The organism is Bifidobacterium reuteri DSM 23975 (genome assembly GCF_000741695.1).
Taxonomy (GTDB): Bacteria; Actinomycetota; Actinomycetes; order Actinomycetales; family Bifidobacteriaceae; genus Bifidobacterium; species Bifidobacterium reuteri.
In genome coordinates this window covers 24,728-48,402 of sequence record NZ_JGZK01000004.1, presented here as the reverse complement: position 1 = coordinate 48,402, position 23,675 = coordinate 24,728, and the positions used below count along the sequence as shown (strand labels likewise).

18 protein-coding genes are annotated in these 23,675 nt (G+C 60.3%); 11 read left to right on the top strand and 7 right to left on the bottom strand.

Features of this window, described 5'->3' with window-relative positions; genetic code table 11:
* Positions 1 to 81: 81 nt before the first annotated feature.
* The 4 genes from BREU_RS04565 to BREU_RS04540 form a co-directional block, all read right to left on the bottom strand.
* Positions 82 to 1,326 carry a tyrosine-type recombinase/integrase gene (locus tag BREU_RS04565; protein WP_052382032.1) on the bottom strand — a complete coding sequence of 415 codons (1,245 nt, stop codon included), beginning with the start codon at positions 1,324 to 1,326 and terminating at the stop codon, positions 82 to 84.
* 577 nt (positions 1,327 to 1,903) lie between these two features.
* Positions 1,904 to 2,638, bottom strand: a complete 735-nt coding sequence (locus BREU_RS04555; RefSeq protein ID WP_223847941.1) for a hypothetical protein — start codon at positions 2,636 to 2,638, stop codon at positions 1,904 to 1,906.
* A complete protein-coding gene (locus tag BREU_RS04550; protein WP_044089006.1) occupies positions 2,631 to 4,118 on the bottom strand; it encodes an AAA family ATPase in 1,488 nt (495 codons plus the stop codon). The genes BREU_RS04555 and BREU_RS04550 overlap by 8 nt, the downstream gene beginning before the upstream one ends.
* A gap of 460 nt (positions 4,119 to 4,578) precedes the next feature.
* Positions 4,579 to 5,883, bottom strand: a complete 1,305-nt coding sequence (locus tag BREU_RS04540; protein WP_044089009.1) for a class I SAM-dependent methyltransferase — start codon at positions 5,881 to 5,883, stop codon at positions 4,579 to 4,581.
* Between the two features lie 266 nt (positions 5,884 to 6,149).
* Between BREU_RS04540 and fucO the strand changes: the two genes are divergently transcribed.
* Positions 6,150 to 7,301, top strand: coding sequence for a lactaldehyde reductase (gene fucO / locus BREU_RS04535; RefSeq protein WP_044089010.1), 1,152 nt, complete (start codon positions 6,150 to 6,152; stop codon positions 7,299 to 7,301).
* Positions 7,302 to 7,426: 125 nt separating this feature from the next.
* Here fucO and BREU_RS04530 read toward each other — a convergent pair whose 3' ends face one another.
* The gene (locus BREU_RS04530) at positions 7,427 to 8,353 is read right to left on the bottom strand and encodes a glycosyltransferase family 2 protein (protein ID WP_044089011.1); all 927 of its coding nucleotides are present in this window, start codon (positions 8,351 to 8,353) and stop codon (positions 7,427 to 7,429) included.
* A 78-nt stretch (positions 8,354 to 8,431) separates the two neighbouring features.
* On the opposite strand from BREU_RS04530, the gene BREU_RS04525 reads away from it, so the two are divergent.
* The 10 genes from BREU_RS04525 to BREU_RS04480 all read left to right on the top strand — a co-directional run bounded on the left by BREU_RS04525 (position 8,432) and on the right by BREU_RS04480 (position 20,698).
* On the top strand, positions 8,432 to 9,961 hold the full coding sequence (locus BREU_RS04525; protein WP_044089013.1) for an AI-2E family transporter: 1,530 nt from the start codon (positions 8,432 to 8,434) through the stop codon (positions 9,959 to 9,961).
* Positions 9,961 to 11,184, top strand: a complete 1,224-nt coding sequence (locus BREU_RS04520; protein ID WP_044089014.1) for a glycosyltransferase family 2 protein — start codon at positions 9,961 to 9,963, stop codon at positions 11,182 to 11,184. Before BREU_RS04525 ends, BREU_RS04520 begins: the two co-directional genes overlap by 1 nt.
* Positions 11,185 to 11,246: 62 nt before the next feature.
* Positions 11,247 to 12,719, top strand: coding sequence for a D-alanyl-D-alanine carboxypeptidase/D-alanyl-D-alanine-endopeptidase (locus BREU_RS04515; RefSeq protein ID WP_044089015.1), 1,473 nt, complete (start codon positions 11,247 to 11,249; stop codon positions 12,717 to 12,719).
* 24 nt (positions 12,720 to 12,743) lie between these two features.
* The gene (gene tilS, locus BREU_RS04510; RefSeq protein ID WP_044089017.1) at positions 12,744 to 13,901 is read left to right on the top strand and encodes a tRNA lysidine(34) synthetase TilS; all 1,158 of its coding nucleotides are present in this window, start codon (positions 12,744 to 12,746) and stop codon (positions 13,899 to 13,901) included.
* On the top strand, positions 13,888 to 14,451 hold the full coding sequence (gene hpt, locus BREU_RS04505; protein WP_044089018.1) for a hypoxanthine phosphoribosyltransferase: 564 nt from the start codon (positions 13,888 to 13,890) through the stop codon (positions 14,449 to 14,451). The genes tilS and hpt overlap by 14 nt, the downstream gene beginning before the upstream one ends.
* On the top strand, positions 14,448 to 16,556 hold the full coding sequence (gene ftsH, locus BREU_RS04500) for an ATP-dependent zinc metalloprotease FtsH (protein WP_044089019.1): 2,109 nt from the start codon (positions 14,448 to 14,450) through the stop codon (positions 16,554 to 16,556). Before hpt ends, ftsH begins: the two co-directional genes overlap by 4 nt.
* 119 nt (positions 16,557 to 16,675) lie before the next feature.
* Complete coding sequence (folE, locus tag BREU_RS04495; RefSeq protein ID WP_044089020.1) at positions 16,676 to 17,272, top strand: GTP cyclohydrolase I FolE; 597 nt, start codon at positions 16,676 to 16,678, stop codon at positions 17,270 to 17,272.
* 87 nt (positions 17,273 to 17,359) lie between these two features.
* Positions 17,360 to 18,226, top strand: a complete 867-nt coding sequence (folP, locus tag BREU_RS04490) for a dihydropteroate synthase (protein ID WP_044089021.1) — start codon at positions 17,360 to 17,362, stop codon at positions 18,224 to 18,226.
* A gap of 167 nt (positions 18,227 to 18,393) precedes the next feature.
* The gene (gene folK, locus BREU_RS04485) at positions 18,394 to 19,968 is read left to right on the top strand and encodes a 2-amino-4-hydroxy-6-hydroxymethyldihydropteridine diphosphokinase (protein WP_044089022.1); all 1,575 of its coding nucleotides are present in this window, start codon (positions 18,394 to 18,396) and stop codon (positions 19,966 to 19,968) included.
* Positions 19,969 to 20,167: 199 nt separating this feature from the next.
* Positions 20,168 to 20,698 (top strand): DUF3180 domain-containing protein, encoded by a 531-nt coding sequence (locus tag BREU_RS04480; RefSeq protein WP_044089023.1) that lies wholly within the window; start codon positions 20,168 to 20,170, stop codon positions 20,696 to 20,698.
* Between the two features lie 47 nt (positions 20,699 to 20,745).
* Here the strand turns inward: BREU_RS04480 and BREU_RS04475 are convergent, their stop codons facing one another.
* Together BREU_RS04475 and ettA are read right to left on the bottom strand one after the other, a co-directional pair.
* Positions 20,746 to 21,651, bottom strand: coding sequence for an acyl-CoA thioesterase (locus tag BREU_RS04475; RefSeq protein ID WP_044089024.1), 906 nt, complete (start codon positions 21,649 to 21,651; stop codon positions 20,746 to 20,748).
* Between the two features lie 269 nt (positions 21,652 to 21,920).
* Complete coding sequence (gene ettA / locus BREU_RS04470) at positions 21,921 to 23,600, bottom strand: energy-dependent translational throttle protein EttA (protein ID WP_044089025.1); 1,680 nt, start codon at positions 23,598 to 23,600, stop codon at positions 21,921 to 21,923.
* Positions 23,601 to 23,675 lie beyond the last annotated feature (75 nt).

The following is a 23,675-nucleotide window of genomic DNA, read 5'->3' as shown; positions in this document are numbered from 1 at the left end:
ATACAGAACTATTCCAGATTGGGAATAGTTCTGTATACACAGGGCAACAGGGCGTCTCAATCCGTATTCGTCTGCATGTGGTCATTGCGCTGCTTTGATGAAGTCTTCGGCGAGTTGGTTGACGATCTGGTTGCGGTGTCGGGCGACGATGCGCTGGTAGTGCTTGATGGCGACCTTCTCGCTGACGTGACCGAGTTCGTCCATGACTTCCCGCAGGGTGCCGCCCTTGAGCATGAGCAGTGTCGCGTGACTCGCCCTCAGGGATTGGAAGGTCAGGTCGGGGCGGCCGGCTTTCTCCCTGGCTTTGCGGAACTGGGCCTCCAAAGTGGTCTGGCTCATCACCGAGGCTCGTCTGGGGCGGAAGACCATGGCTTCCGGGTCCGTCCATTCGCAGTGCCTGAGCAGGTGGTCGTGAATCAGGGGCACGAGCCCGTCGGGGATGGGCACGGTGCGCCGGCTGGAGTCGGTCTTGGTCCTGGCGATGCGTGTCGAACCGCGATCCGCATAGCCCCTGTTGACGGAATGTCGCACGGTCAGGCGTTTGGCCTTCAGGTCGATGTCCTTGATCTGCAGGCCGCACAGCTCGCCGCAACGGAGGCCTCCGACGAGCGTGGCGAGTATCACCGCCAGTCTCGTGTAGTCGGGCATGTTCTCCGCGATCAGCTTGAGTTCCAGCGGCGTGACCGGTGGAACGTCCTCCCTGGCGGATCGTGGCGCGGGTGGTATGGGCAGGATGAACGGGTTGTCGCGGATCAGCGGCGGGGAGCCGCCCATACTCATCTTCGTGGCGCTGGCGAACGCCGCCTTCAGGCGCATGCATGAGCGGCGGAACGCCCATTGCCCCTCAGGGTGCGGCGCGTCGTACCAGCGTTTGATGTCCTTCGGCGTGATCTCGGTCAGGAGCTTGCCCTTGAAGCCCGGCATGAAGTGCGCGATGTCGAGATACAGGTTCCGGCGCGTGCCGCCGGCTATCCTCTCGCCGTTCGGCAGCCGGTATCCTTCCGCCCACCGGGTCACGTAATCCTCGAACGAGATCAGGTTCGCGCGCTTCCTGCGGCGGCGTTCTGACGGATGGACCCATTCCTGGATGTTCTTGCGATCCAGTTCCACCAGATGCCGTTCCTCTTCGAGCCACTGGTGCGCCTCGTGCTCCATGTCCGGCTTGAACTGACGCTGGACCTTCTTGCCCGGTCGTTTCGGGTCCGGGTACCGCACCTGCCAGGCGACGAGATTGCCTGCGGTATCGTAGCGCGGCGTCACGGTGCCGAACCTGCTCCGCCGTCCCGGCGACGGCCCCATACTGTCCTTCTTCGTCCTTGCGGACATGATGATGCTCCTTGTGCTGAATCCAAGATCGATGGCATGGCATAACGGCCTCGGAAAAATGCCACCAAAAATGCCACCAAGTGGCCGAATACGCTCTCAGTGAGCCATTGCACCTAAAAATGCACCTCTAGTGCCTTAGGCCTTGCAATCATTGAGGTTTAGGCTGATTCGATCACTCGTCACAGGTCGTTTCGACCATCAGCCGCATGAAGATGACGATAAGGAGCAACACTGCTTGCGTGTCTATTGGAAGAAAGCGGGAACCGTTGCTATGATTGATTTTGTAAGTAATGAAGGTAAATTTATTTGCCCCCGGAGTGGTGGAGATGGACCTGTACGACGCTGGGCCGTATCCCCCTCTCTGGGGGTACTTCAACAAAACCCTTGAAAACATTAGGTTTTCAAGGGTTTTCTTTTTCCGTTTGATACAGGTCTGATACAGGCAATCGGTTGGCGTATCCCGCCGTTTGTCCATTCGGAACGCATTCAAAACACCAAAACTGGCGGAATTCCGCTATTGGCACATTCAGCGCACCTGATAACCACTCTGATTACAGTTCGCTTGCCAGGTATGGTTCTACGAATGCGAGGTTGCTGCCGCGTTCGAGTGAGTGGCAGTCCTGCATAGCGTATTGCCAGGTTCCTCCCAAGTGACCGGGTTGCCGTGTATGCGTCGCAGGGATTGGAGAGTCGTCGAGAACAGGTTTGGGTCCTGCGTGAAGCGATCGGCCAGTTTGATGGCACCGCTTTGTTTGTGTTGTGCGTCCAGGTTGTCAGTCCTGCCTCGGAACGCGTGTTCAAGGTTGCGGCTGACATAGAACAGACGGTATGGAATCACAGCGGTGCGACCGCCCTGCTTCTTCCTGAATCCGTCGAGTTTGAGCAGGGCGTCCACGCCGTTTCTCTTTGTCTTTCGATCCGCTATCAGGGCGTCGCGGTTCGTGGTGATGATGTCCGTCATCGAATAGTGGGTTCCATCCACTGACGGGTCCTCCCGCACTCGGTCGTCGGGCGCGAATGCCCCGTCGAGGTCGCAGATCTGGATGACATGGCCGAGCTGACCCCATGTGCGATCATGGTCCTTGAGATAATTCTCGACGAGTTCGCGCACGGTTTGCGAGGGTTTGTTCGCAGGGTAGAACCCGTTGCGCCGGTAGAACTCCTCGCGGTGATTCGGCGCGGTCAGCACGTCGCAATGAAATTCCTGACCTTGGAACAGGCGGTTCTCGATCAACGCCGAGAACGCCGGAACGAGCAGGCTGGCGTCGCTCGAGCCCTCCACGACCAGCAGGACGATCTTGCGTTTAGCCACGCTCCGCCTCCGTTCCGGCGGCATTGAGTGCGGCCAGATCGTCGTCGATGTCATCGTCCTCGTCGGGGTGGCCGGCGGCGTAGAGGCTGTTGCCGAACATGCGCGGTATGGGCGGATCATAGATGTCCGGTCCGCTCCATCCGAGCTCGCTGGCCGTCAGGTACCGTCGGCGCTGGTTGTTCGTGGAGGACTTGCGAGGGATGGTCGCGAACCGGTTGTCGGGATCGGTCACCGTCGTGCGGATGCAGCTGTTCGGCAGCACCTCCAACGCCCGCAGGTTATGGGCGGTGAACACCAATTGCCCCGCGCACCCGTCCGCCAGCTGATACAGCATGTCGCCGAGCAGCAGTTCGAATACGCCGGAGTCGAACTCGTCCACGGCGACCAGCGCGTTCTCGTCGTTGTACGCATGTTTGAGGTAGCCGAGCAGAGCGGTGATGCGTATGATGCCCTCGCTCTCGCAGCGGAAGGGCACCGTGACGTCGCCACGGCGGGAGAACAGCTCCGCGGTGACTCGATCCTCGCCGTCCTTGCCGGAAGGCGCGGTGCCGGTCTTCAGCAGGACGTGCAGGCCGGGCACGATGGTGGGCAGGATGCGGTCGAAGGACTCCACGGTCTGTCCGAGCCGTTTCGCCTGGCCGGGGGTCAGCGGATTGGGCTGCAGCAGGTCGAACGCGAACTCCGTGTTACGGCCAGCCTGGTTCTCCTCCATGATCGGGATGATCGCAAACGCGGCAAAGGAGCCACGACGGGTGGTGGATACGAAGATGTCGTTGGTCGCATAGCCGCACAGGGCCTCGCGCAGACGAACGAACTCACCGAAACGCTCGTTGATATACGTCAACGACCTGGAGGACACGCCGTTCGCCTCCCGCGCGCGGGCCACCGCCCAGTCGATCAGAAACTCGGCGTCCGGCCGATCGTCGAGCGTGGCGCACCGGGAGAACAGGAACGAGCGCCCCTCCATGTACGCGCGATCTGCGGTCCGCGAGACCACGGTCTTCACCGAAGCGATCGCTTCGATGGAACGCCACACGTAGACCGGGGTCGACACGAACCCGTCCGCCTTGGAATCCTCCATGCGATGTCCCAGCACCTCGCGGCCCAGGCGCGAGAGGTCGTCGCCGATGCGCACCGACTCGGCGACGACTCGCGCCCGCGTCGAATCCTTGTTCGCCTTGCGCATGGACACCCTGTACTCAAGATAGCTGGGCTTCTGCTTGTCCCCAATGAGGAACGTCGCCGTCACGGCCGCCGTACCGGCGCTGGCGCTGACGACATCACCGGCGGTGTCCGGCAGTATATTCCCGGACAGCAGTGCGCGCAGTATCCCGATCGCGTCGATGACTGTGGTCTTGCCCGACCCGTTTTGCCCGTAAATGCCCGTGACGCTGCCACCGGCGGGCAGATCATCGAAATCCAGGACTCCATGCGATATGTTCCTCATGTCGTCCAGAACAAGTCTTTTCAAACGAATCATCGCATTGCCATTCTCTAAAACTCATAATAATCAATTTTTAATTGAAATACATGACTATTATACGATGTGACTTGTATGCATACCGCAGCGTTTCGCAATCAGATCATAACCAGAGCGATACAACAGTCCCGATCCGCGATGAGGTGGTTCAATCGAGGCAACATCTGTCCGCCGCAGGGCCACCTGGCGCGGGGTGATGCTGATGGTGCGTTCGTGGTCCGGCGGTTTGCCGTCGGGCTTGCGGGCGTGCTTTTCTTCCAGGGACCCGGGAGGAGGCGGGTTCTGGAGTCCCCGTTTCCTCTCTTTCCCGGAGAAAAGCGCTTCTGTCGCATGAGGGAAAGGAATGGCGTTATTCCGCGGATTTGAAGTGATGGGGTGGTGGCAAGACGGTGCATAAAAAATGCCACGCCAACGCAAACTGGTAGGTGTTGCGTTGGCGTGGCGCATCTTACTGGCAGTATCACGCCCTCCACCAGGGGCGCAGCGGATACCACTTGCCGTCCGGGTGACCAACGCGATCCGGCTTGACGGCGAGGAACTGATGAATCTGGATGCCGTCGAGTTCGAAGTTCAAGGCACAGGCGGCCATGTACAGGCCCCAGACCTTGGCGCGCTCGAAGCCGACATGCTTGACCGCGTCATCCCAGTGTTCGGAGAGGTTCTTGTTCCAGTGGTGCAGGGTCAGCGCGTAATGCTGGCGCAGGTTCTCCTGATGCACTACATTGAAGCCGGCGTCATGGATGCAGGATTCAATGAATCCTGGCGCGCCGAGGTCGCCGTCCGGGAAGATGTAGCGGTCGAGGAATTCGTCGGTGCCGGGCTTGCCGTCCGGCTTGTCGTGACTGATGGTGATCTGATGGTTGAGCAGCCGGCCCATCGGCTTGAGCAGTCGGTACATGTCCTCGAAGTAGCTCTGGTAGTTCTTGGTGCCGACGTGCTCCATCATGCCGATGGAGCAGATGCCGTCGAAATCGCGTTCGGGCACTTCGCGGTAATCCTGCACGCGGACTTCGGCGAGATGCTCCAGACCTTCGCGGCGAATCCATTCGTTGGCATAGGCGGCCTGTTCCTTGGACAGTGTGACGCCGAGCGCCTTGATGCCTCGGCGCGCGGCGGTGATGACCATCGAGCCCCAGCCGCAGCCGATGTCCAGCAAACGCTCTCCCGGCTGCAAGCCGAGCTTGTCGAGAATCAGTCGCAATTTGTTGGCCTGAGCGTCCTCGAGACTCATATTCTCGTCATCGAATACCGCGCAGGTGTAGGTCATCGAAGGGCCGAGGAAGTCGGCGTAGAACTCGTTGGACATGTCATAGTGGAAGCTGACGGTCTCCGAATCGGCTTTTTCGGTGTGGGGGAGCAGTCCATGCTTGATGCGGTCGAACTTGCTCGGGCCCTCGGTGGAGGGGACCGGAGGCTTCCTGAAACCATGGCTGAGAATGCCGGCGGATACGCGGGCTACGGACATGGGCGTGAGGGGCTTGACGTATTTGGCCAGTGAAATCAGTTGACGCATCGCCGGATACGGATCCGCATAATCGATGCCGTCGATGTCGAAGTCGCCGAGCACGTAGGCGCGCACCACGCCAATCTCATTGGGATGGGTCAACAGCTGATACATGCAGTTCGGACTGGTGATTCTGACTTTGAGATCCGCATTCGCGGGGCCGAAGTGCGAGCCGTCGAATGCATCCACACGCAACGGCGCAGCTGAATCCACGAACAGCGAGACCATCTCGGCGACGGTCATCGTTTTGCCATTTGCCATACCTACCTCATTCTCTTATGGTGATACACCCCCAACTTCGGCATTGATTCTAGTCCTCTTCCGGAACGCACAATATATTGGCTACCGGTTTTCGCGACAGGCGTTTTCCCGGTGTTTCGTTCCATGTTCTATGGCTTGTCGTGTTAGTCGCTTCCAGCGTGTTTTCAGGAATACCGATATGCGCAGAGTACAGTAGTGGATTGTTGGGCCGCTCACTGATGGAGAGGCCTGAACGCAGATGCACACCGCTCAAAAGGAGAGCAACGATGGTATATAGGATGATTTTCAACCAGACCGCATACTTCGGCCGTGGTGCCATCAAGGAAATTCCGACTGTGGCGAAGCAGCATGGCTTCACCAAGGCGTTCATCGTGACCGACCCGGTCCTGCTTGAGACTGGCACCGCCGAGAAGGTCACCAAGGTGCTGGACGAGGCTGGTCTGCCCTATGAGGTCTTCTCCAACGTGAAGCCGAACCCGCCGGTCGAATGCATCAAGGACGGCGTCGAGAAGTTCGCCGCATCCGGCGCTGACTTCCTGATCGGTCTGGGCGGCGGCTCCCCGCAGGACACCTGCAAGGGCATCGGCATCATCACCGCCAACCCGGAGTTCGCTGACGTGCTCTCCCTCGAGGGTGTGGCAGACACCAAGAACCCGTCCGTGCCGATCTTCGGTGTGCCCACCACCGCTGGCACCGCCTCCGAAACCACCATCAACTACGTGATCACCGACACCGCCAACAAGCGCAAGTTCGTGGCGGTCGACCCGCACGACATCCCGATCGTCGCCTTCGTGGACCCGGACCTGACCGACTCCATGCCGCGCGGCCTCAAGGTGGCCACCGGTCTCGACGCACTGACCCACGCCATCGAGGGGTACATCACCCCGGGTGCCTGGAGCCTGTCCGACTGCCTGTCTATGCAGACCATCCGCATGATCGCCAAGAACCTCGCGAAGTCCGCCGACGGTGACATTCCTGCCGGCGAGCAGATGGCTTACGCCTCCTACATCACCGGTATGGCCTATTCCAACGTCGGCCTCGGCCTGGTGCACGGCATGGCCCATCCGCTGGGCGGCCGCCTCGGCGTGGCCCACGGTGTGGCCAACGGCATCCTGCTGGCCCCGGTCATGGAATACAACAAGGACTTCACCGGTGAGAAGTACCGCGACATCGCCGACGCCTTCGGTGTGGAGGATGCCTACACCGGCGACCTCGAAAAGGTGCGCGAGGAGGCCGTTCAGGCCGTCCACAAGCTGACCGTGGACCTGAAGAACCCGACCACGATCTCCGAAGTTGGCGCCACCGAAGCCGACCTCGCCCCGCTGGCGCACGACGCCTTCAACGACGTGTGCACCCCGGGCAACCCGCGCAAGGCCACCGAGGAAGACATCCTCGCCATCTACAAGAGCCTGATGTGATCCGTCGATTGCCATAGTCGGCCCCATAGTCTGCGATATACGGCAACAGGCATAGTAATACGATTGAGGGGAGCTGCGGACCTATTTCCGCAGCTCCCCTCAATCTGTTTTTCGGCTGTTTTCGGCTACTTGCCGTGCTTCTCGTCGTATTCCTCGTCGGTGGGCGTCTCGTCGTAGAGCTTCTTGCCCTCGGCCTCGGCCAGCTTCATCTGCTCATTGATCCATGCGGCTTCGGCGGGATTGATATCCGCGGAATCAAGCACTTTCTGCCATACCGGATAGAACAGATGCATCACCGGATACATGGCGGTGAAGAGCACCTCCGGCTTATGCTTGCGCCAATGCTGGGGATGCGCGTTGAACGTGTTCTTGAAACGTCGCATGTAATTCAGGAACGAACCCAGCGAAGTGTCCATGCGCCGCGCGCTCATGGCCGCAATCATGCGCGGCGAATACACGGTTTTCAGATTCCTGCCCATCAGATGCAGGGAGACGTCGATATCCTCATGCATCACATCGGCTTTATCCCGGCAGACTTCGTTTGCGATCTGCTGCCAGGCGGTTGCGCGCAACGCCATATTCGAGCCGAACAGCAACGGCTGGCCGCCGTCGGCGCGGTAGATGCGCTTGCGCAGGGAATTGTCGCCGCGAAGCCCGAAGTGACGGGAAGGCATGTCATAGTACATCACAGGGCCAGTGGCACCCATTGCATCGGCGTCTTCGGTGAAAATACCGCTGACCACCTCGACCCAGTCCGGACGAATCATGCAGTCGGCGTCGAAACGGCCCAACACATCGCCGGTGGCATGGTTGAACCCGTAATTGCGGGTGGGAATCAGTCCCTGCTCATCGTTCTGATGCAGCAGTTTGACAGGAGCATCCGGATGCTCGGCGATGAACTGCTCAACGATCGCACAGGTGTCGTCGGTCGAGCGATTGTCCACCACCAGCACTTCATAGGGCATGACGGTCTGCCGCGTGGCGTTCAGCAGACAGTCTCGGATACGTTCGGCTTCGTTCCACGCGGGGATGATGATCGAAACGGTAAGCATGACTCCAGAATAGAAAAGCGGGTGTACGCCACCGGGAAGAACGGCCGGACATCTCGGTCCCCGCTACAATGGGGAGCCATGAGCGAAAGCGCACGCAATGACACGACACCGGATGCCGGTGCCCAAGCCTCAGGCCGTAAAGGCCCGGGTGCCCCGTCCGATACCGAAAACCGCATAGATCTCGGGTCGCTGTTCCCCGCGAAAGGCGATCCTCGCAGACCTCCCGAATGGTTCGGACGCGCCCTGCTGTATGTGGCGATGGCCATTGTGATATTCAGCTTCTGCTGGCGCTCGTGGGGCAGCATCTCGTATCTGGTGCTCGACATCATCATCTCGCTGTTCCTGGCGCTCGCCATCGAGCCGCTGGTGATCGCGATGGTGAGCCATGGATGGAAACGTGGCGCGGCAACGGCGATCGGTCTGGTGGGTGTGGCCGTGATCATCGGCGTGTTGCTGACGCTGTTCGGCAGCATGTTCGTTTCCCAGGTCGTCGCCATGGTGAGCGGACTGCCCGCCATGTACGAGCAGATCCGCGAGTTCCTCGGACAGTACAGCACGTTCAAGCTACCCGAGATCAACAGCCTTGGTTCTGAGATCCTCAACAACATCCAGACTTCCTGGGTCACCGATTTCGCAGGCACCGCGATGAATACTGTTGGCGGTCTGCTGAGCTTCCTGCTCAACCTGATGACCGTGGTCATGACCACGTATTACATTTCCGCCGCCGGACCGAAGCTGCGCCGCTCGTTCTGCCGTTGGCTCGCGCCCGATACGCAGCGCCGGTTCCTGCTGGTATGGACCGTGGCGCAGGATCAGATCTCGTCCTTCCTGTTCTCCCGATCAATCCTTGCGCTGATCAACGCGGCCTGCACCGCCATCTTCCTTGAAGTGCTGCAAGTGCCCTATTGGCTGCCGTTGGCATTGTTCTGCGGCGTCGTCTCCCAGTTCATCCCCACTGTCGGCACTTACATCGGCGGCGCGTTGCCGGTGCTGTTCGCCTGGGGCAACCGCGGATGGACCTATGCGCTCGCCGTGTTGGTGTTCATCATCATCTACCAGCAGATCGAGAACCTCATCCTTTCGCCGAAGATCTCCCAACGCACGATGGACATCAACGCCGCGGTCGCTTTCCTGGCCGTGCTTGCGTTCGGTTCCTTGTTCGGCGCACTGGGCGCGTTCCTCGCACTGCCGGTCACCGCCTCGATTCAGGTGATTTTCCGCGCCTACACCAGACGGTATGAGCTGATCGACTCGCCGCTGATGTACGATCCGACACCTGAGAAGAAGTCGAAGATCGTGGAGGCGTCCGAGGCGTTCGGCGAGCATGTACTGCACCCTATCGGCGAGCATGTGCCGCGCGCCGCCAAGGGCTCCACCAAGAGGGTGCCTATGGACGACGAGCTGCGCAAGCTCCAGCAGGAGTTGTATGCCCTTGAGACGGGTGGTCCGCTGCCGAAGGACGATGACGAGGATGAATCGGCCACCGTGGCGATTCCGAAGCGTGTTCTGGATGGCGAGCACAAGAAGCGGACGCTGCATGGCGCCGAGGGGCACGACGCCGACGCCCCTGCCGCATCCTCCGACAATCCGAGAACGGGGTGGCGCTGATGACGCTGCTTTCCGTGCTTGACGTGCTGTTGTTCATCATCGGTGGTGCCGGCATGGTGTATCAGGGCGTGTGCATCGTCATGTCGCTGTTCGCCAAACCGGTGCGCTTCCCGGATGCGCCGATGACCAACCGATATGCCGTGCTGATCTCCGCCAGAAACGAGGAGAACGTCATCGGCAATCTCATCGATTCGATTCGTGCGCAGACCTATCCCGCGGATCTCATTGACATCTGGCTGGTGGCCGACAACTGCACTGACAGGACCGCCGACGTGGTGCGCGCACGCGGATGCCATGTGCTCGAGCGGCATAATATGCAGCAGATAGGCAAAGGATACGCGCTGACGTATCTGCTTGGGCACATGCTCGAAACCGGGGTGTCTGACGATTACGACGCCTACTTCGTCTTTGATGCGGACAACAGGCTCGACAAGCACTACTTCGAAGAGATGAACAAGGGCTTCAACGCCGGTTTCAAGATCCTGACCAGTTACCGCAACTCGGTGAACCTCGCCGACAACTGGGTCTCCTCCGGTTCGGCGCTCTGGTTCATCCGCGAATCGAGGTTCCTGTCCAATTCCCGCATGATCCTGGGGTCCTCCTGCCATGTGGGCGGCACTGGTTTCATGTTCTCCCGCGATGTCATGAAGCGGAACAAAGGCTGGAAATTCCATCTGCTCACCGAAGACCTCGAATTCACGATGGATTCGATTCTGCACGGCGACCGCATCGGTTACTGCGGCAATGCGATCCTGTACGATGAGCAGCCGGTCACGTTCGCGCAAAGCTGGCGTCAGCGCCTGCGCTGGAGCAAGGGATTCCTTCAGGTCTTTCGCTATTACGGGCCCGCCCTGCTCAAACGCGCGGTTCGTGAGCGTGATTTCTCCTGCATCGACTTCACGCTGATGCTGTGCCCGTTCACTGTGCTCGGTGTGATTCGCATATTGATGGGCGCGTTGTTCGCGGCCTTCGGCTTTGTCTCCTGGGCCAGCCAATTGCAGTCTCTGATCGGCTGGTCAAGCGGCATCGTGACTTCGGTGCTCGGTCTGATGGCGTTGGCCGCGCTGACCATCATCGTGGAACGTGACCAGATCGGCGCCTCCAACAAGGAGCTGCTGGCATATGTGCTGAGCTTCCCGATCTACATGCTCAGCTACGTGCCCATCTCCTTCCAGGCCATCTTCGCCAAGGCGCAGTGGAAGCCCATCACCCATAAGGGCTGAATCTTGAAGTCCGGGAGGTTCGCTGTCATGCGATCCACGGAACGACACATCGGAGGACATCAATGAGCAGAACAGGCGTGGACGGAGACGGGTCGCATGGCCGCGGCTGTATGGGCCGTCGCATCACCGTGACGATCTCGTCCATCGTCACTGTCGTCTTGTTCACCGCATATTGCATCGCGGACGTCGAGGACATGGTTCCGGGCATACTCACGGCGAAGCCTGTCTCCGCAGTAACCTTCCCGCAGACGGTCGCGGCCAAGACGGGTGACGGTCTGGTCGCCTCGGCCGATCTCGGCAGGTCCATCGACAGTGCACAGGCGCAGCGCTTGGTCACTGACCTGCTTTCGGCCGATGGCGTGGGACATGATGTCTCGGTGATCATCCAAGACGCGCAAGGCCATACCGCAGCCGAGCATGCGGCGTCCACTCCCCGGGAACCGGCATCCACATTGAAGACGCTCACCGCCTTGGCTGCATCATCCACGTTGGACATGGCCTCGACGCTCGACACCCAGACATACATCTCCGAAGACTCCGGCGATACGGTGGTCACGCTCAAAGGCAACGGTGACATGCTGCTTTCCGCAGGACAATCAGACCCCGACCACATCAACGGACGCGCAGGCCTGGCCACATTGGCCCAGGCGACCGCCGCCGCACTCGCCCAACGGGGCATAGGAAGCGTGAGCCTGCATTACGATGACACGCTGTTCGGCGACAGCCGCATACCGCAAGGATTGGCTTCAGGCGATTCGGTGCAGGCCGATTACACCATGTATTACACGCCGGTCTCTTCGATGGCCATCGACGGCGGCCGCCAATACGGCGACGGCTTCCCCGCGCCTGCGGACCCCGATGATTCGACGGGATATCCAGAGCTCTCGCAGCATACCGTACAGGATACGGTCACACGGTTCGCCAGGCTGCTTGCGGACAATGGCATCACGGTAACCGGCGACCCCTCCGCCTCCGCGGCTCCGGAAGGCGTGAGCCCTATCGCCTCGGTCAGTTCGGCGACCCTTGGCGAGATCCTGGCCTATACGCTGAGGCATTCCGATAATACGCTCGCCGAGGAGTTCGGACGGCTGACAGCGCTTGCCTCAGGTGCCAGGAACAGTCCGGAAGGGGGCGTTCAGGCGGTGCGTTCGGCGCTGGAGAAGCTCGGCATCGATGCCGCAGGACTGACCATGGCCGATTGCTCGGGACTCTCGGATGGTTCCCGTCTCACTGCGCACATGTTGGTTGCCGTCCAGCAACGCAATCTGCATGAAGGTGTGGGAGCGGCCGCTGCCGAAGGCCTGTCGGTCATCGGCCTGACCGGCACGGCCGCCTACCGATATACCGACGAGAAGGTGGCCGGCCTGATTCGCGCCAAGACCGGAAGCCTCGCCCATGTGACCTCCATGGCGGGCAATGTCTCGCGCCTCGATGGGGGAGTGCTGGCATTCGCCGTGGTGGTCAACAACCCGGATGATTTTGAGGCTGCGCGCAATGCCGTCGACGTGTTCGTCACCGGACTGGCAAGGCTGTAAACGCAGGATCGGATAAGGATTCATATGGTGTATTCGGCACGACTGCGCACTGCCGTGGGTGGGGTTCGTCTGGCGCTCGCTCAGGCGGGGATTGAACGTCAATCGCCGGAATTCCTGCGCCATGGCGAGCATGAGCCTGCTGCTGATGCGCCGCTGGTGTTGGTCGCATGCTCCGGTGGTCGCGACTCTATGGCGCTGGCTGCGGTAAGCCATATCGTATGTGCCTCGCTGGGATTGCGCTGCGGGGCGGTCATCATCGATCATCAGTTGCAAGACGGTTCGGATACAGTCGCCGACCAGACCGCGCGACGGTGCCACAAGCTCAGTCTGGAACCGGTTCTGGTTCGTGCGGTCGAGGTCCATGATCAGGGCGAGGGACTGGAGTCCGCCGCTCGCACCGCACGCTATCAGGCGTTGTGCGATGCCGCGCGCGAATGGGGCGCGGCCTGCGTGCTGCTGGCCCATACGATGGATGATCAGGCCGAAACTGTGCTGATCGGATTGCTGCGCGGCCACGGCATCGACATGGTGGCAGGCATGCCGCCCGTCACTATGCGTCAGGACGTCCGGTTCCTGCGGCCGCTGCTGGATGTCACACGAGCCGATACAACCGGCATCTGCGAGGATCTGTCGCTCGACTATTGGGACGACCCCACCAATGGTGAGCAGATGGATGGCCCGTTGCCGGGCGGCTATCCGCTGCGTTCTCGCATCCGCCATGACCTGATGCCGCTGCTGCGGCAGCTCGCCGGGGTGGATGTGGCGCGCCACCTGTCCGCCAATGCGCGCCTGATTCGGTATGACAAGGAGTATCTCGATCGGCAGTCAGCTGCGGTCGAGGCGCAGGCGGTGCACGTCGCTCCCGATTCCCGCTCTTCCTGTGATGCCGCTGCGCCCGATGCCGTTGCCCTTGACCCGCGTGCGCAGCAGGGGGCTGGCGCCACGGTGACCATCGATGCCAGGCTGTTGGCGGAAGAACCGCCTTCGATTCGCCTGCGCGTGGTGGCACACGCGCTGAGCGAGGCGCGGATAGCTGCCAGCGCCGCGCACATTGAGGCCATCGATCGTCTGATCGTCGATTGGCATGGACAGAAAGCTGTATGTCTTCCCAGTGGATATTCAGCGAACCGCAAGAAACACGTCATTCGCGTGTGCCAAGATAGAGCGCATGCGAATCGCTGATGTTAAGGAAGAGATTGACCACGAGCTGGTCAGCAGAGCGCAGATCGACGCCAAGATTCATGAGATGGCCGCACAGGTGAGCCAGGACTACCGCGACAAGAACCCTTTGGTGGTCGCGGTGTTGAAGGGGGCCGTCAATACGCTGGTGGAGTTCACCGAAGCGTTGAGCATCCCGGTGCAGATCGACTTCATGAGCCTGTCCAGTTATGGTTCCGGTACTGAATCCACCGGCACAGTGACGGTTCGGCAGGATCTGTCCGCTGATGTTCGCGGACGGCACATCCTTATCGTGGAGGATATTATCGATTCCGGACGTACACTCGCGTGGTTGGTCGATGAGCTCAAGCGTCGTGGTGCCGCATCGGTGGAGGTGTTTGCACTGCTGAACAAGCCATCCCGCCGCGAGGTGGATGTGGAAGTGAAGTACCCGGGTTACGAAATCCCGGATGAGTTTGTTGTGGGCTTCGGCCTCGATTACGACGAACGTTACCGCAATCTCGAATCGATTGCGGTGCTGAAGCCGTCCGTGTACCAAGGAGAACAAGCATGACTTTCCCCCAGGGGCCTGGTCAGGGCAACGGGAACAACCCCAATAACAACCGCAATAACGGCAATCCGTTCACCAACCCGTTCAACCGGGGCAACGGCAACGACGGTCGCGGCAAGAACGGCAACGGCAACGGCAACGAGAACCGGCCGGTCTGGCAGTCGCCGTGGCTGTGGGGTGCCGTGCTCGTGGTCATGGCCGTGCTGATGTTCCAGATGTTCACCACCGGTGCCACCAAGACCATCGACACCAAGGATGGTTTTGCACTGATCAAGCAGGGCAAAGCCACCTACGCCGAGATCACCGATAACAAGCAAGTGGTGCGCCTGGAGCTGAAGGACGACTTCTCCAAGAAGAACCCGGACACCGGCAAGGTCACCAACTACGGCAAGGACGTGCAGTTCTACTACACCTTCGCCCAAGGTGCGCAGGTGGCCAAGGCCGTGGAGGACGGCGACCTCGAGAAGGGCTGGACCTCCAACATCGAGCAGACCAGCATGCTCAGCTATCTGGTGACCTCCATCCTGCCGTTCATCATCTTCTTCGCGTTGTTCTGGTGGCTGATGAGCCGCATGGGCGGTGCCGGCGGCATGCTCGGCATGGGCGGCAAGAAGAACAACGGCAAGCTGCTCGAAGGCCAGACGCCCACCACGAAGTTCTCCGACGTGGCCGGTGAGGATGAGGCGCTCGCCGAAGTCGAGGAGATCAAGGACTTCCTGAAGGATCCCTCCAAGTACAAGGCATTGGGCGCGCGCATCCCGCGCGGTGTGCTGCTGTACGGCCCTCCTGGAACCGGTAAGACCCTGCTCGCCCGCGCCATCGCCGGCGAGGCCGGCGTTCCGTTCTACTCCATGGCGGGTTCCGACTTCGTCGAGATGTTCGTCGGTCTGGGTGCATCCCGCGTGCGTGACCTGTTCGATGAGGCCAAGAAGAACGCCCCCGCCATCATCTTCATCGATGAGATCGACGCTGTGGGCCGCAAGCGTGGCTCCGGCATGGGTGGCGGTCATGACGAGCGAGAACAGACATTGAACCAGCTGCTGGTGGAGATGGATGGTTTCGACAACGACACCAACCTGATCATCATCGCCGCCACCAACCGTCCCGATGTACTTGACCCGGCTCTGCTGCGTCCTGGCCGATTCGACCGTCAGGTGGGAGTGGCAGCTCCCGACCTCGAAGGCCGTGAGGCGATTCTCAAGGTTCATGCCAAGGGCAAGCCGTTCGTGCCGGACGTGGATCTGCATATGGTGGCCGTTCGTACGCCCGGCTTCACCGGTGCCGATCTGGCCAACGTGCTCAACGAGGCCGCGCTGCTGTGCGCCCGGGCCGGCGCCCAGCTCATTGACAACCGAGCCATCGATGAGGCCATCGACCGCGTGCAGGCCGGCCCGCGTCGCAAGTCCAAGGGCATGGCCCTCGAGGAGCTGCGCAACACCGCATACCATGAGGGCGGTCATGCGCTGGTTGCCGCCGCGCTGCGCAACACCGACCCGGTGACCAAGGTGACCATTCTCCCGCGCGGCCGTGCACTCGGCTACACCGCCGTGATGCCTACATCAGACCGCTATTCGCAGTCGCGCAACCAGCTGCTTGACCAGATGGCGTACGCGATGGGCGGTCGTACCGCTGAGGAGATCGTCTTCCATGATCCCACCACCGGCGCCTCCAACGACATCGAGAAAGCCACGAAGATCGCCCGCACCATGGTGGTCGAATACGGCTTCTCCGATAAGCTTGGCGCCATCAAGTGGGCCGATGACGACGACCAGACGACGGTGATGGATGGCCTGTCGCCGCGCAAGTACTCCGATCGCACCGCCGAGGTGATTGACGACGAGGTGCTGAAGCTGGTGGAGACCGCGCACACCGAAGCGTGGAACATCATCAACGACAACCGTGACATCCTCGATGAGCTGGTTCGCCAACTGCTGGTCAAGGAGACGCTCAACGAGAAGGAACTGGCTCAGATCTTCGCCCCGATCAAGAAGGCTCCGGAACGTCAGGTGTGGCTGTCCAACGATCGCCGCCCGGATTCCGACAAGCCTCCGGTGGAGATTCCGGAAAGCCTGAAGCGTTCGGTCGGCTTGAAGCCCGAAGAGCAGTGAGCCTTGGTCTGCTGACTTGACGTATTCCATGAAAAGCCCGCAGTCTTATCTGTCTTGCACGATAGGCTGTGGGCTTATTCATTGGTGTTGTCCATTACGATGAATGGGATGGAGAGGAAATGACCGAGGAATCGACAGGTGCCGATCGCGTCGCCCAATATGATGAGGAAGGCGTGCGCGAGGCTGTCCGCCTGTTCCTGAAATCCATTGGCGAGGATCCTGACCGTGAAGGTCTTCGCGAAACGCCGGATCGCATAGCCCGTGCCGGACGCGAACTGTTCTCCGGCTTGGGTGCTTCGCCGGCCGATGTGCTGGAAAAGCATTTCGACGTGGACACTGACGAACTGGTGCTGGTCAAAGACATCGAACTGTATTCCGTATGCGAGCATCATCTGCTGCCATTCCACGGCGTGGCCCACGTGGGTTACATTCCAGCCAAAGACGGCGTCATGGGACTCAGCAAGCTGGCGCGTCTGGTCGAAGTGTACGCCCGTCGTCCACAGGTGCAGGAGCGTCTCACCCAGCAGATCGCAGACGCCTTGGTGGAGTATGCCGGTGCACGTGGCGTGATCGTGGTCACCGAATGCGAGCATCTGTGCATGTCTATGCGCGGCATCAAGAAATCCTCCGCTCGCACGGTGACTTCCGCGGTGCGCGGATTGCTGCGCAATCCCGCCACCCGTGCAGAAGCCATGAGCCTCATCCTGGATAAATAACCGGATACATAATTGGATAAATAACCGGATACATAATTGGATAAATAAGTCTTGTATATGATTGGTTCGTCACATAGAGGGGGACATATGACTGATCTACAGGCATTGCATGACGCACCATGCACCATGGTGATGGGCGTGCTCAATATCACCGAGGATTCTTTCTCGGACGGGGGCCTCTGGCTCGACCCCGACAAGGCCGCCCAGCACGGTCGTGACATGATGGCGGCCGGTGCCGACATCATCGACATCGGGGCCGAATCCACCCGTCCAGGAGCCAAACGAGTCAGCGAAGAGGACGAGCATCGTCGTATCACCGGTGCCGTCAGCGCATTGATTCCCGCTGGCGCCGTGCTGTCCATCGACACCACGCGCGCATCGGTGGCGGCTGCGGCGCTGGAAGGCGGGGCGCAGATCATCAATGACGTCTCAGGCGGCACATTGGATGCCGAACTGCCGCATGTGGTGGCCGACCATGACTGCCTCTACATCGTGCAGCACTGGCGTGGTTGGCTCGCCGGTTCCAAAGGCGCCAATCCCGATCAGGATACGTCCGTGTACGAGCACGGTGTGCTCATCGACGTGCATGACGAGCTGATGCGTCAGGTCGATGCCGTGCTGGATGCCGGAGTCAAGCCTGAACGCATCATCATCGATCCGGGTCTGGGATTCTCCAAGCCGGGCATCGAACATAACCTGCCGCTACTGACCGGATTGAAACTGTTCCGTGCCGCGGGATATCCGGTGCTTATCGGCCAGTCACGCAAGCGCTTCATTTCCGCCATGCTCGCCGATGCCGGCATCAGCGAGCCTTCCATGGAACAGCGTGACGATGTAACCGCCGCCCTTTCGGCATTGAGCGCGGAACATGGTGCATGGGCCGTGCGCGTCCATGACGTGGCGAAAAGCCGTGCCGCCGTCATAGCAGGCAACACCTGGCGCCAATACCTATAAGCTATCAGTCCTTCCGACTCCTCTGAAGAGTGACGTGCACGCTCTCGGTTCCCCTCCGAGAGGTTGCCGTGTGCAAGGTTCGTTCCTCCTCTGGCTCCCCTCTCTGAGGGGAGCTGTCAGCGACGCTGACTGAGGGGAGTCAATCACATCACAACGAAAGACCTCCAATGGACACCATCACCCTTACCGGCGTACACGCCAATGGCACTCACGGCGTGCTCCCCTTCGAGCACGAACGCCCACAGACCTTCATCGTGGACGCCACCTTGCACCTCGACCTCGCTGGGGCCGGTGCATCCGATGATCTGCAGGACACCATCGACTACGGACGTGTCGCCAAAGACATTGTCGCGGTCATCGAAGGCGAACATGTGGATCTGATCGAACGTCTGGCACAACGTATCGCTGACCGTGTTCTTGCCGACGCGCCGGCCGTACGGGCCATCGACATCACCGTGCACAAGCCGCATGCGCCCATTGTCGTGGCGTTCCAGGATGTATCGGTATCCATCACACGTGTGCGGAATGAGCATGGCCGTGCCGTGCCGGTGTCGGCGACCGAGTCCGCTCCAATCGGGCTGCGATCCGACGCCGGGCCTGAACCGAGTGTCGATGCAGGCGTATCATCCCCGGTCAGCAGACGCGACGTCGCCGTCCATCATGCCGTAGTGGCATTGGGCGGCAACCTCGGCAATGTGGAATCCACCTTGCGTGCGGCAGTGCGCGAGATCGACGGACTCGCCGGCACACAGGTGACCGGCATATCGCCGTTGTATCGTACCGCCGCATGGGGCATGGCGGACGGCGCCCCTGACTTTCTCAACGCTGTCGTGGAATTGGAGACCACAATGGGCGCACATGACCTGTTGGATGAGTTGCAGGACATCGAGCGTGCGCATGGACGCAATCGCGAACAGCATTGGGATTCACGCCCTCTGGATCTCGACATCATCGATTTCGACGGCGTGTGCAACGCCGATCCCGATCTGTCGCTGCCCCATCCACGCGCATGGCAGCGCGCCTTCGTGTTGGCGCCTTGGGTGGCGCTGAACCCATCTGCGCGCCTTGCCGGCGCACATGAAGGGCTGGTCCGTGATCTTCTGGCCGCGGCTCCTGACCGGGATGCCGTACGTCTCGCATCGGAGGATTGGATGCTGGGCGGTCATGCCGCCGGCGTCGAGGCTGGTGCTGATACGGTGCGTCCGGGCAACGGTTCTTCGCCGGCCAAGACGGCGGCAAAGCCCTCGCTGGCTTCGGCGGAGCCCACGCCTGTCTCCCGTAAGGCGGTCATTTCGTTGGATTCCACGTCACAGGATGCCGAACACCAGTTCCGTGAGGCGATTGTGTCCATCGACAGCATCCCCGGCAACCAGGTGCAGGGCATCTCCCCGCTGTATCACGTGTCGCATTTCGATGGGCCGGATGCGCTGAGCGCGGTCATCCAAGTGGAGACCAAGCTGCCCGCCGCCGACCTGATCACGGCGCTGGGCAGCGTCGAAGCCCTGCACGAGGGGAGCGTCGATCTGGATCTGATTGATATGGAGGGTGTCGCCTCGGATGTTCCAGACTGCCGTGTGCCCTTGCCCTCCGCCAGAACCCATGCTTCGGTGCTGGCACCGTGGATGGACATGGATCCCGAAGCCACATTGGGCGCCGAACCGGTATCGTTCCTGCTGGCCATGGCACCGGATGCCGGACAGGTGGGCATGTTGTCCGACCATTGGATCATGGCGGCCGAGTAATGGTTGCCGCTGTGCTGCTTATGCGGCCCTCCGCACTACACACCTATTCGTCAGCCTGCGGCTGCGGCACCTCGCCGGGGCCGGTGGCCTTGCGAAACAGGGGGTGTAGGGATGCGGGGATTGCGGCTGGGCGCGTGGCGGTAATGCGGTTGATGGCAATATATGAGTGATTGTGGTATTTGAGCTAAGGAGGTGGCGCGTGAAGGTACGCCGAACGCCATGGTGGCAGTATGTGATTGGCGCCGTTCTGGGGTTGCTCGCCGGAATGGGACTGGCCTTATATGGCGAACAATCAGGTCTTTCCCTGATTGGCACGCCTTGGGTGGTGGCCGGATTGCTGGCCGTGTTGGGATTGATTGTGCTGGTTCTGGCGCTCCAGGTGCACAAATACGCGAACACCGATCCCAAGAAGCGCCCGCACAGCTTCATCAATCCTACCGTCGCGGTGAATACCCTGGTGCTGGCCAAGGCGCTCGGCCTCGCCGGCGCCGCTCTCGCCGGATGGTATGTGGGACAAATCCTGATGAGCGTCAGTCACATCGAAGCGCCGTTCTACCATGACGCCATCATCCAGTGTGCGGTGACGGCGGTGGTCTGCGTCGCCGACATGATCATCGGCATCATAGGCGAATGGCTATGCCAATTGCCACCGAATGAGGGGCCCGAGAATCCCAAACTCGCAGAGGCGAAACGTCGTCAAGAGGTGGCCAAGGCCTATCGGGAGCAGTAGCGTTCCCGGCGGACCTTGTCACTCCAGCTGTTGTACGGTGTCGCCTCTTATTGCCGCGGTACGCGGACCATGGCCTCCTGTGCAATCACGGCGACCAGGTCTCCGCTCTGCGAATACACCTTGGCATTGCCGAGCCCGCGCCCGTGAGCCGCAATGGGCGTATCCTGCACATACAAATGCCACTCATTGATGTCGAGATCGCGATACCACCACATCGAATGATCGATAGAGGCATAGGAAATGCCCGGCGTGGAGATCGACAGACCGGCGCGACGAAGCACCGGTTCCATCATGAGCTGGTCGCAGCCGATGGCCAGCAGCGCGCGATGCATCACCTGCGGTACATCGACATGCCCATCGACTTTCATCCACACCATTTGCTTGCCGGAATCATGCGCGGCGGATTTCTTGTCGGCCTGAAGCATCACCGTGGGAGTGATGTGACGGATGTCGAATGGTGATTTTTCCGCATAATAGCTGGCGAATGGGGACTTTTCGGCAAATGGCTGCATCAGCTCCTTGGCTGAGGTCAGCGATTCCGGATCAGGCAGATCATCCGGCATCGGATCGGAGAATTCCACACCCTCCTGACCGGTTTCCTGGAAGGATGCAATGGCGGTGAGAATTGACCCTTCCGCCTGCGTGACATTGACGCGGCGGGCGGAGAAGGAGCGGCCGTCGCGTAGGTTCTCCACATCGAACAGCAGATCCTGACGGATGTCTCCTGCGGTGATGAAATAACCATGGATTGAGTTCGGCAGTCGGGAGGCCGAGACGGTTTTGGATGCGGCGATGACCGATTGGGCGATGACCTGACCGCCATAGACTCGGCCGGTGGGGAAGTACATGCTTTCGCCGTTGATGTATGTGTGGTTGCGGTAGGTGGATGGCTCTCCAAGTCTCAGCACCTTCACCAAATGATTCAATGGGGTAACGGTGTTTGTCTGAGTCATGGGCGCCTCGATTCATACGACGATTGTTCAATACTGGTAGGCAGTCTACCGATTGAGAGTTAAGAGAGTGTGCAGGGGAATGTAAAAAGCCTATGAGGAAAGTAAACGTTCGGTGAGGTATGGTCGCAGGCCACAATATGGCCATGAATATGGATATGCCCATAAATGGGGGCCGGAGTCGGTGTCGACACCGGTGGGGTGGCCGGCAATGACAAAGGCCGCCAACGCAGAGCGATGACGGCCTGATGATGAAGACAAGCGCAGTTGAATCAGCCGCGCACGAGCTTCTTGTGCAGACGGTGCGGGCGGGCCGCGTCCTCGCCGAGGCGAGCGATGCGGTTCTCCTGATACGCCTGGAAGTTGCCTTCGAACCAGTACCACTTCGCCGGGTTCTCGTCATCGCCCTCCCACGCGAGGATGTGCGTGGCGACACGGTCGAGGAACCAACGGTCGTGGGAGATGACCACGGCGCAGCCCGGGAAGCCGAGCAGTGCGTTCTCGAGGCTTTCCAGCGTCTCGACGTCCAGATCGTTGGTGGGCTCGTCAAGGAGCAGCAGGTTGCCGCCCTGCTTCAGGGTCAATGCCAGGTTCAGACGGTTGCGCTCGCCACCGGAAAGCACACCGGTGAGCTTCTGCTGGTCGGAGCCCTTGAAACCGAAGCTCGCCACATAGGCGCGGGTCGGGACCTCCACGCCGGCCACCTCGATGAAGTCAAGACCGCCGGAGACCGCCTCCCACAGGTTCTTGTTCGGGTCGAGGCCTTCACGGTTCTGATCGACGTAGCTGATCTTGACGGTGTCGCCGATCTTCAGCTCGCCGCTGGTGAGCTGTTCCAGACCGACGATGGTCTTGAACAGCGTGGACTTGCCCACGCCGTTCGGGCCGATCACGCCGACGATGCCGTTGCGCGGCAGCGTGAAGCTGAGGTCGTCGATGAGCACGCGCTCGCCGAACGCCTTGTGGATGTGCTTGGCCTCGAGCACCAGCGAACCCAGACGTGGGCCTGCCGGAATCTGGATTTCGGAGAAGTCCAGCTTCTTGTTGTTGCGTGCCTCCTGCTCCATCTGGTCGTAACGCTCAAGACGGGCCTTGTTCTTGGCCTGACGGGCCTTGGGGGAGGAGCGAACCCAGTCGAGCTCGTCCTTGAGGCGCTTGGCGAGCTTGGCGTCCTTGGCGCCCTGGATCTCCATACGCTTGGCCTTGGTCTCCAGATACGTGGAGTAGTTGCCCTTGTACGGGTACAGGTGGCCGCGGTCGACCTCGCAGATCCACTCGGCCACGTTATCCATGAAGTAACGATCGTGGGTAACGGCGATGACGGCACCCTTGTACTGGTGCAGGAACTGCTCCAACCACAGAATCGACTCGGCGTCAAGATGGTTGGTAGGCTCGTCGAGCAGCAGCAGATCAGGAGCCTCCAGCAGCAGCTTGCACAATGCCACACGACGGCGTTCACCACCGGAGCATACCGTTACCGGAGTATCCGGATCCGGGCACTGCAAAGCATCCATAGCCTGCTCAAGCTGAGAATCAAGATCCCAACCGTTTGCAGCATCGATATCGTTCTGCAGCTTGCCCATCTCATCCATCAAAGCATCGAAATCGGCATCCGGATTGGCCATCTCTTCGCCAATCTGATTGAAACGAGCCACCTTTTCAGCGATCTCGCCGAACGCCATCTTGATGTTCTCGCCAACAGTCTTGGTGTCATCCAGCGGTGGTTCCTGCTGCAGAATGCCGACGGTATAACCCGGAGTCAAAGAAGCCTCGCCATTAGACACGGTGTCGAGTCCGGCCATGATCTTCAGCAGCGTGGACTTACCCATGCCGTTCGGGCCAACAACGCCAATCTTCGCGCCTGGCAGGAAGCTCAAAGTCACGTCATCGAGAATCACACGGTCGCCGTAAGCCTTGCGGGCCTTGATCATCTGGTAAATGAATTCAGCCAATGTTGTGTTCCATCCTTAAGAAACGTTGGAATTCCAGCGTGTTGCATGAGCGGTCAACGGAAACTCAATCAAGGA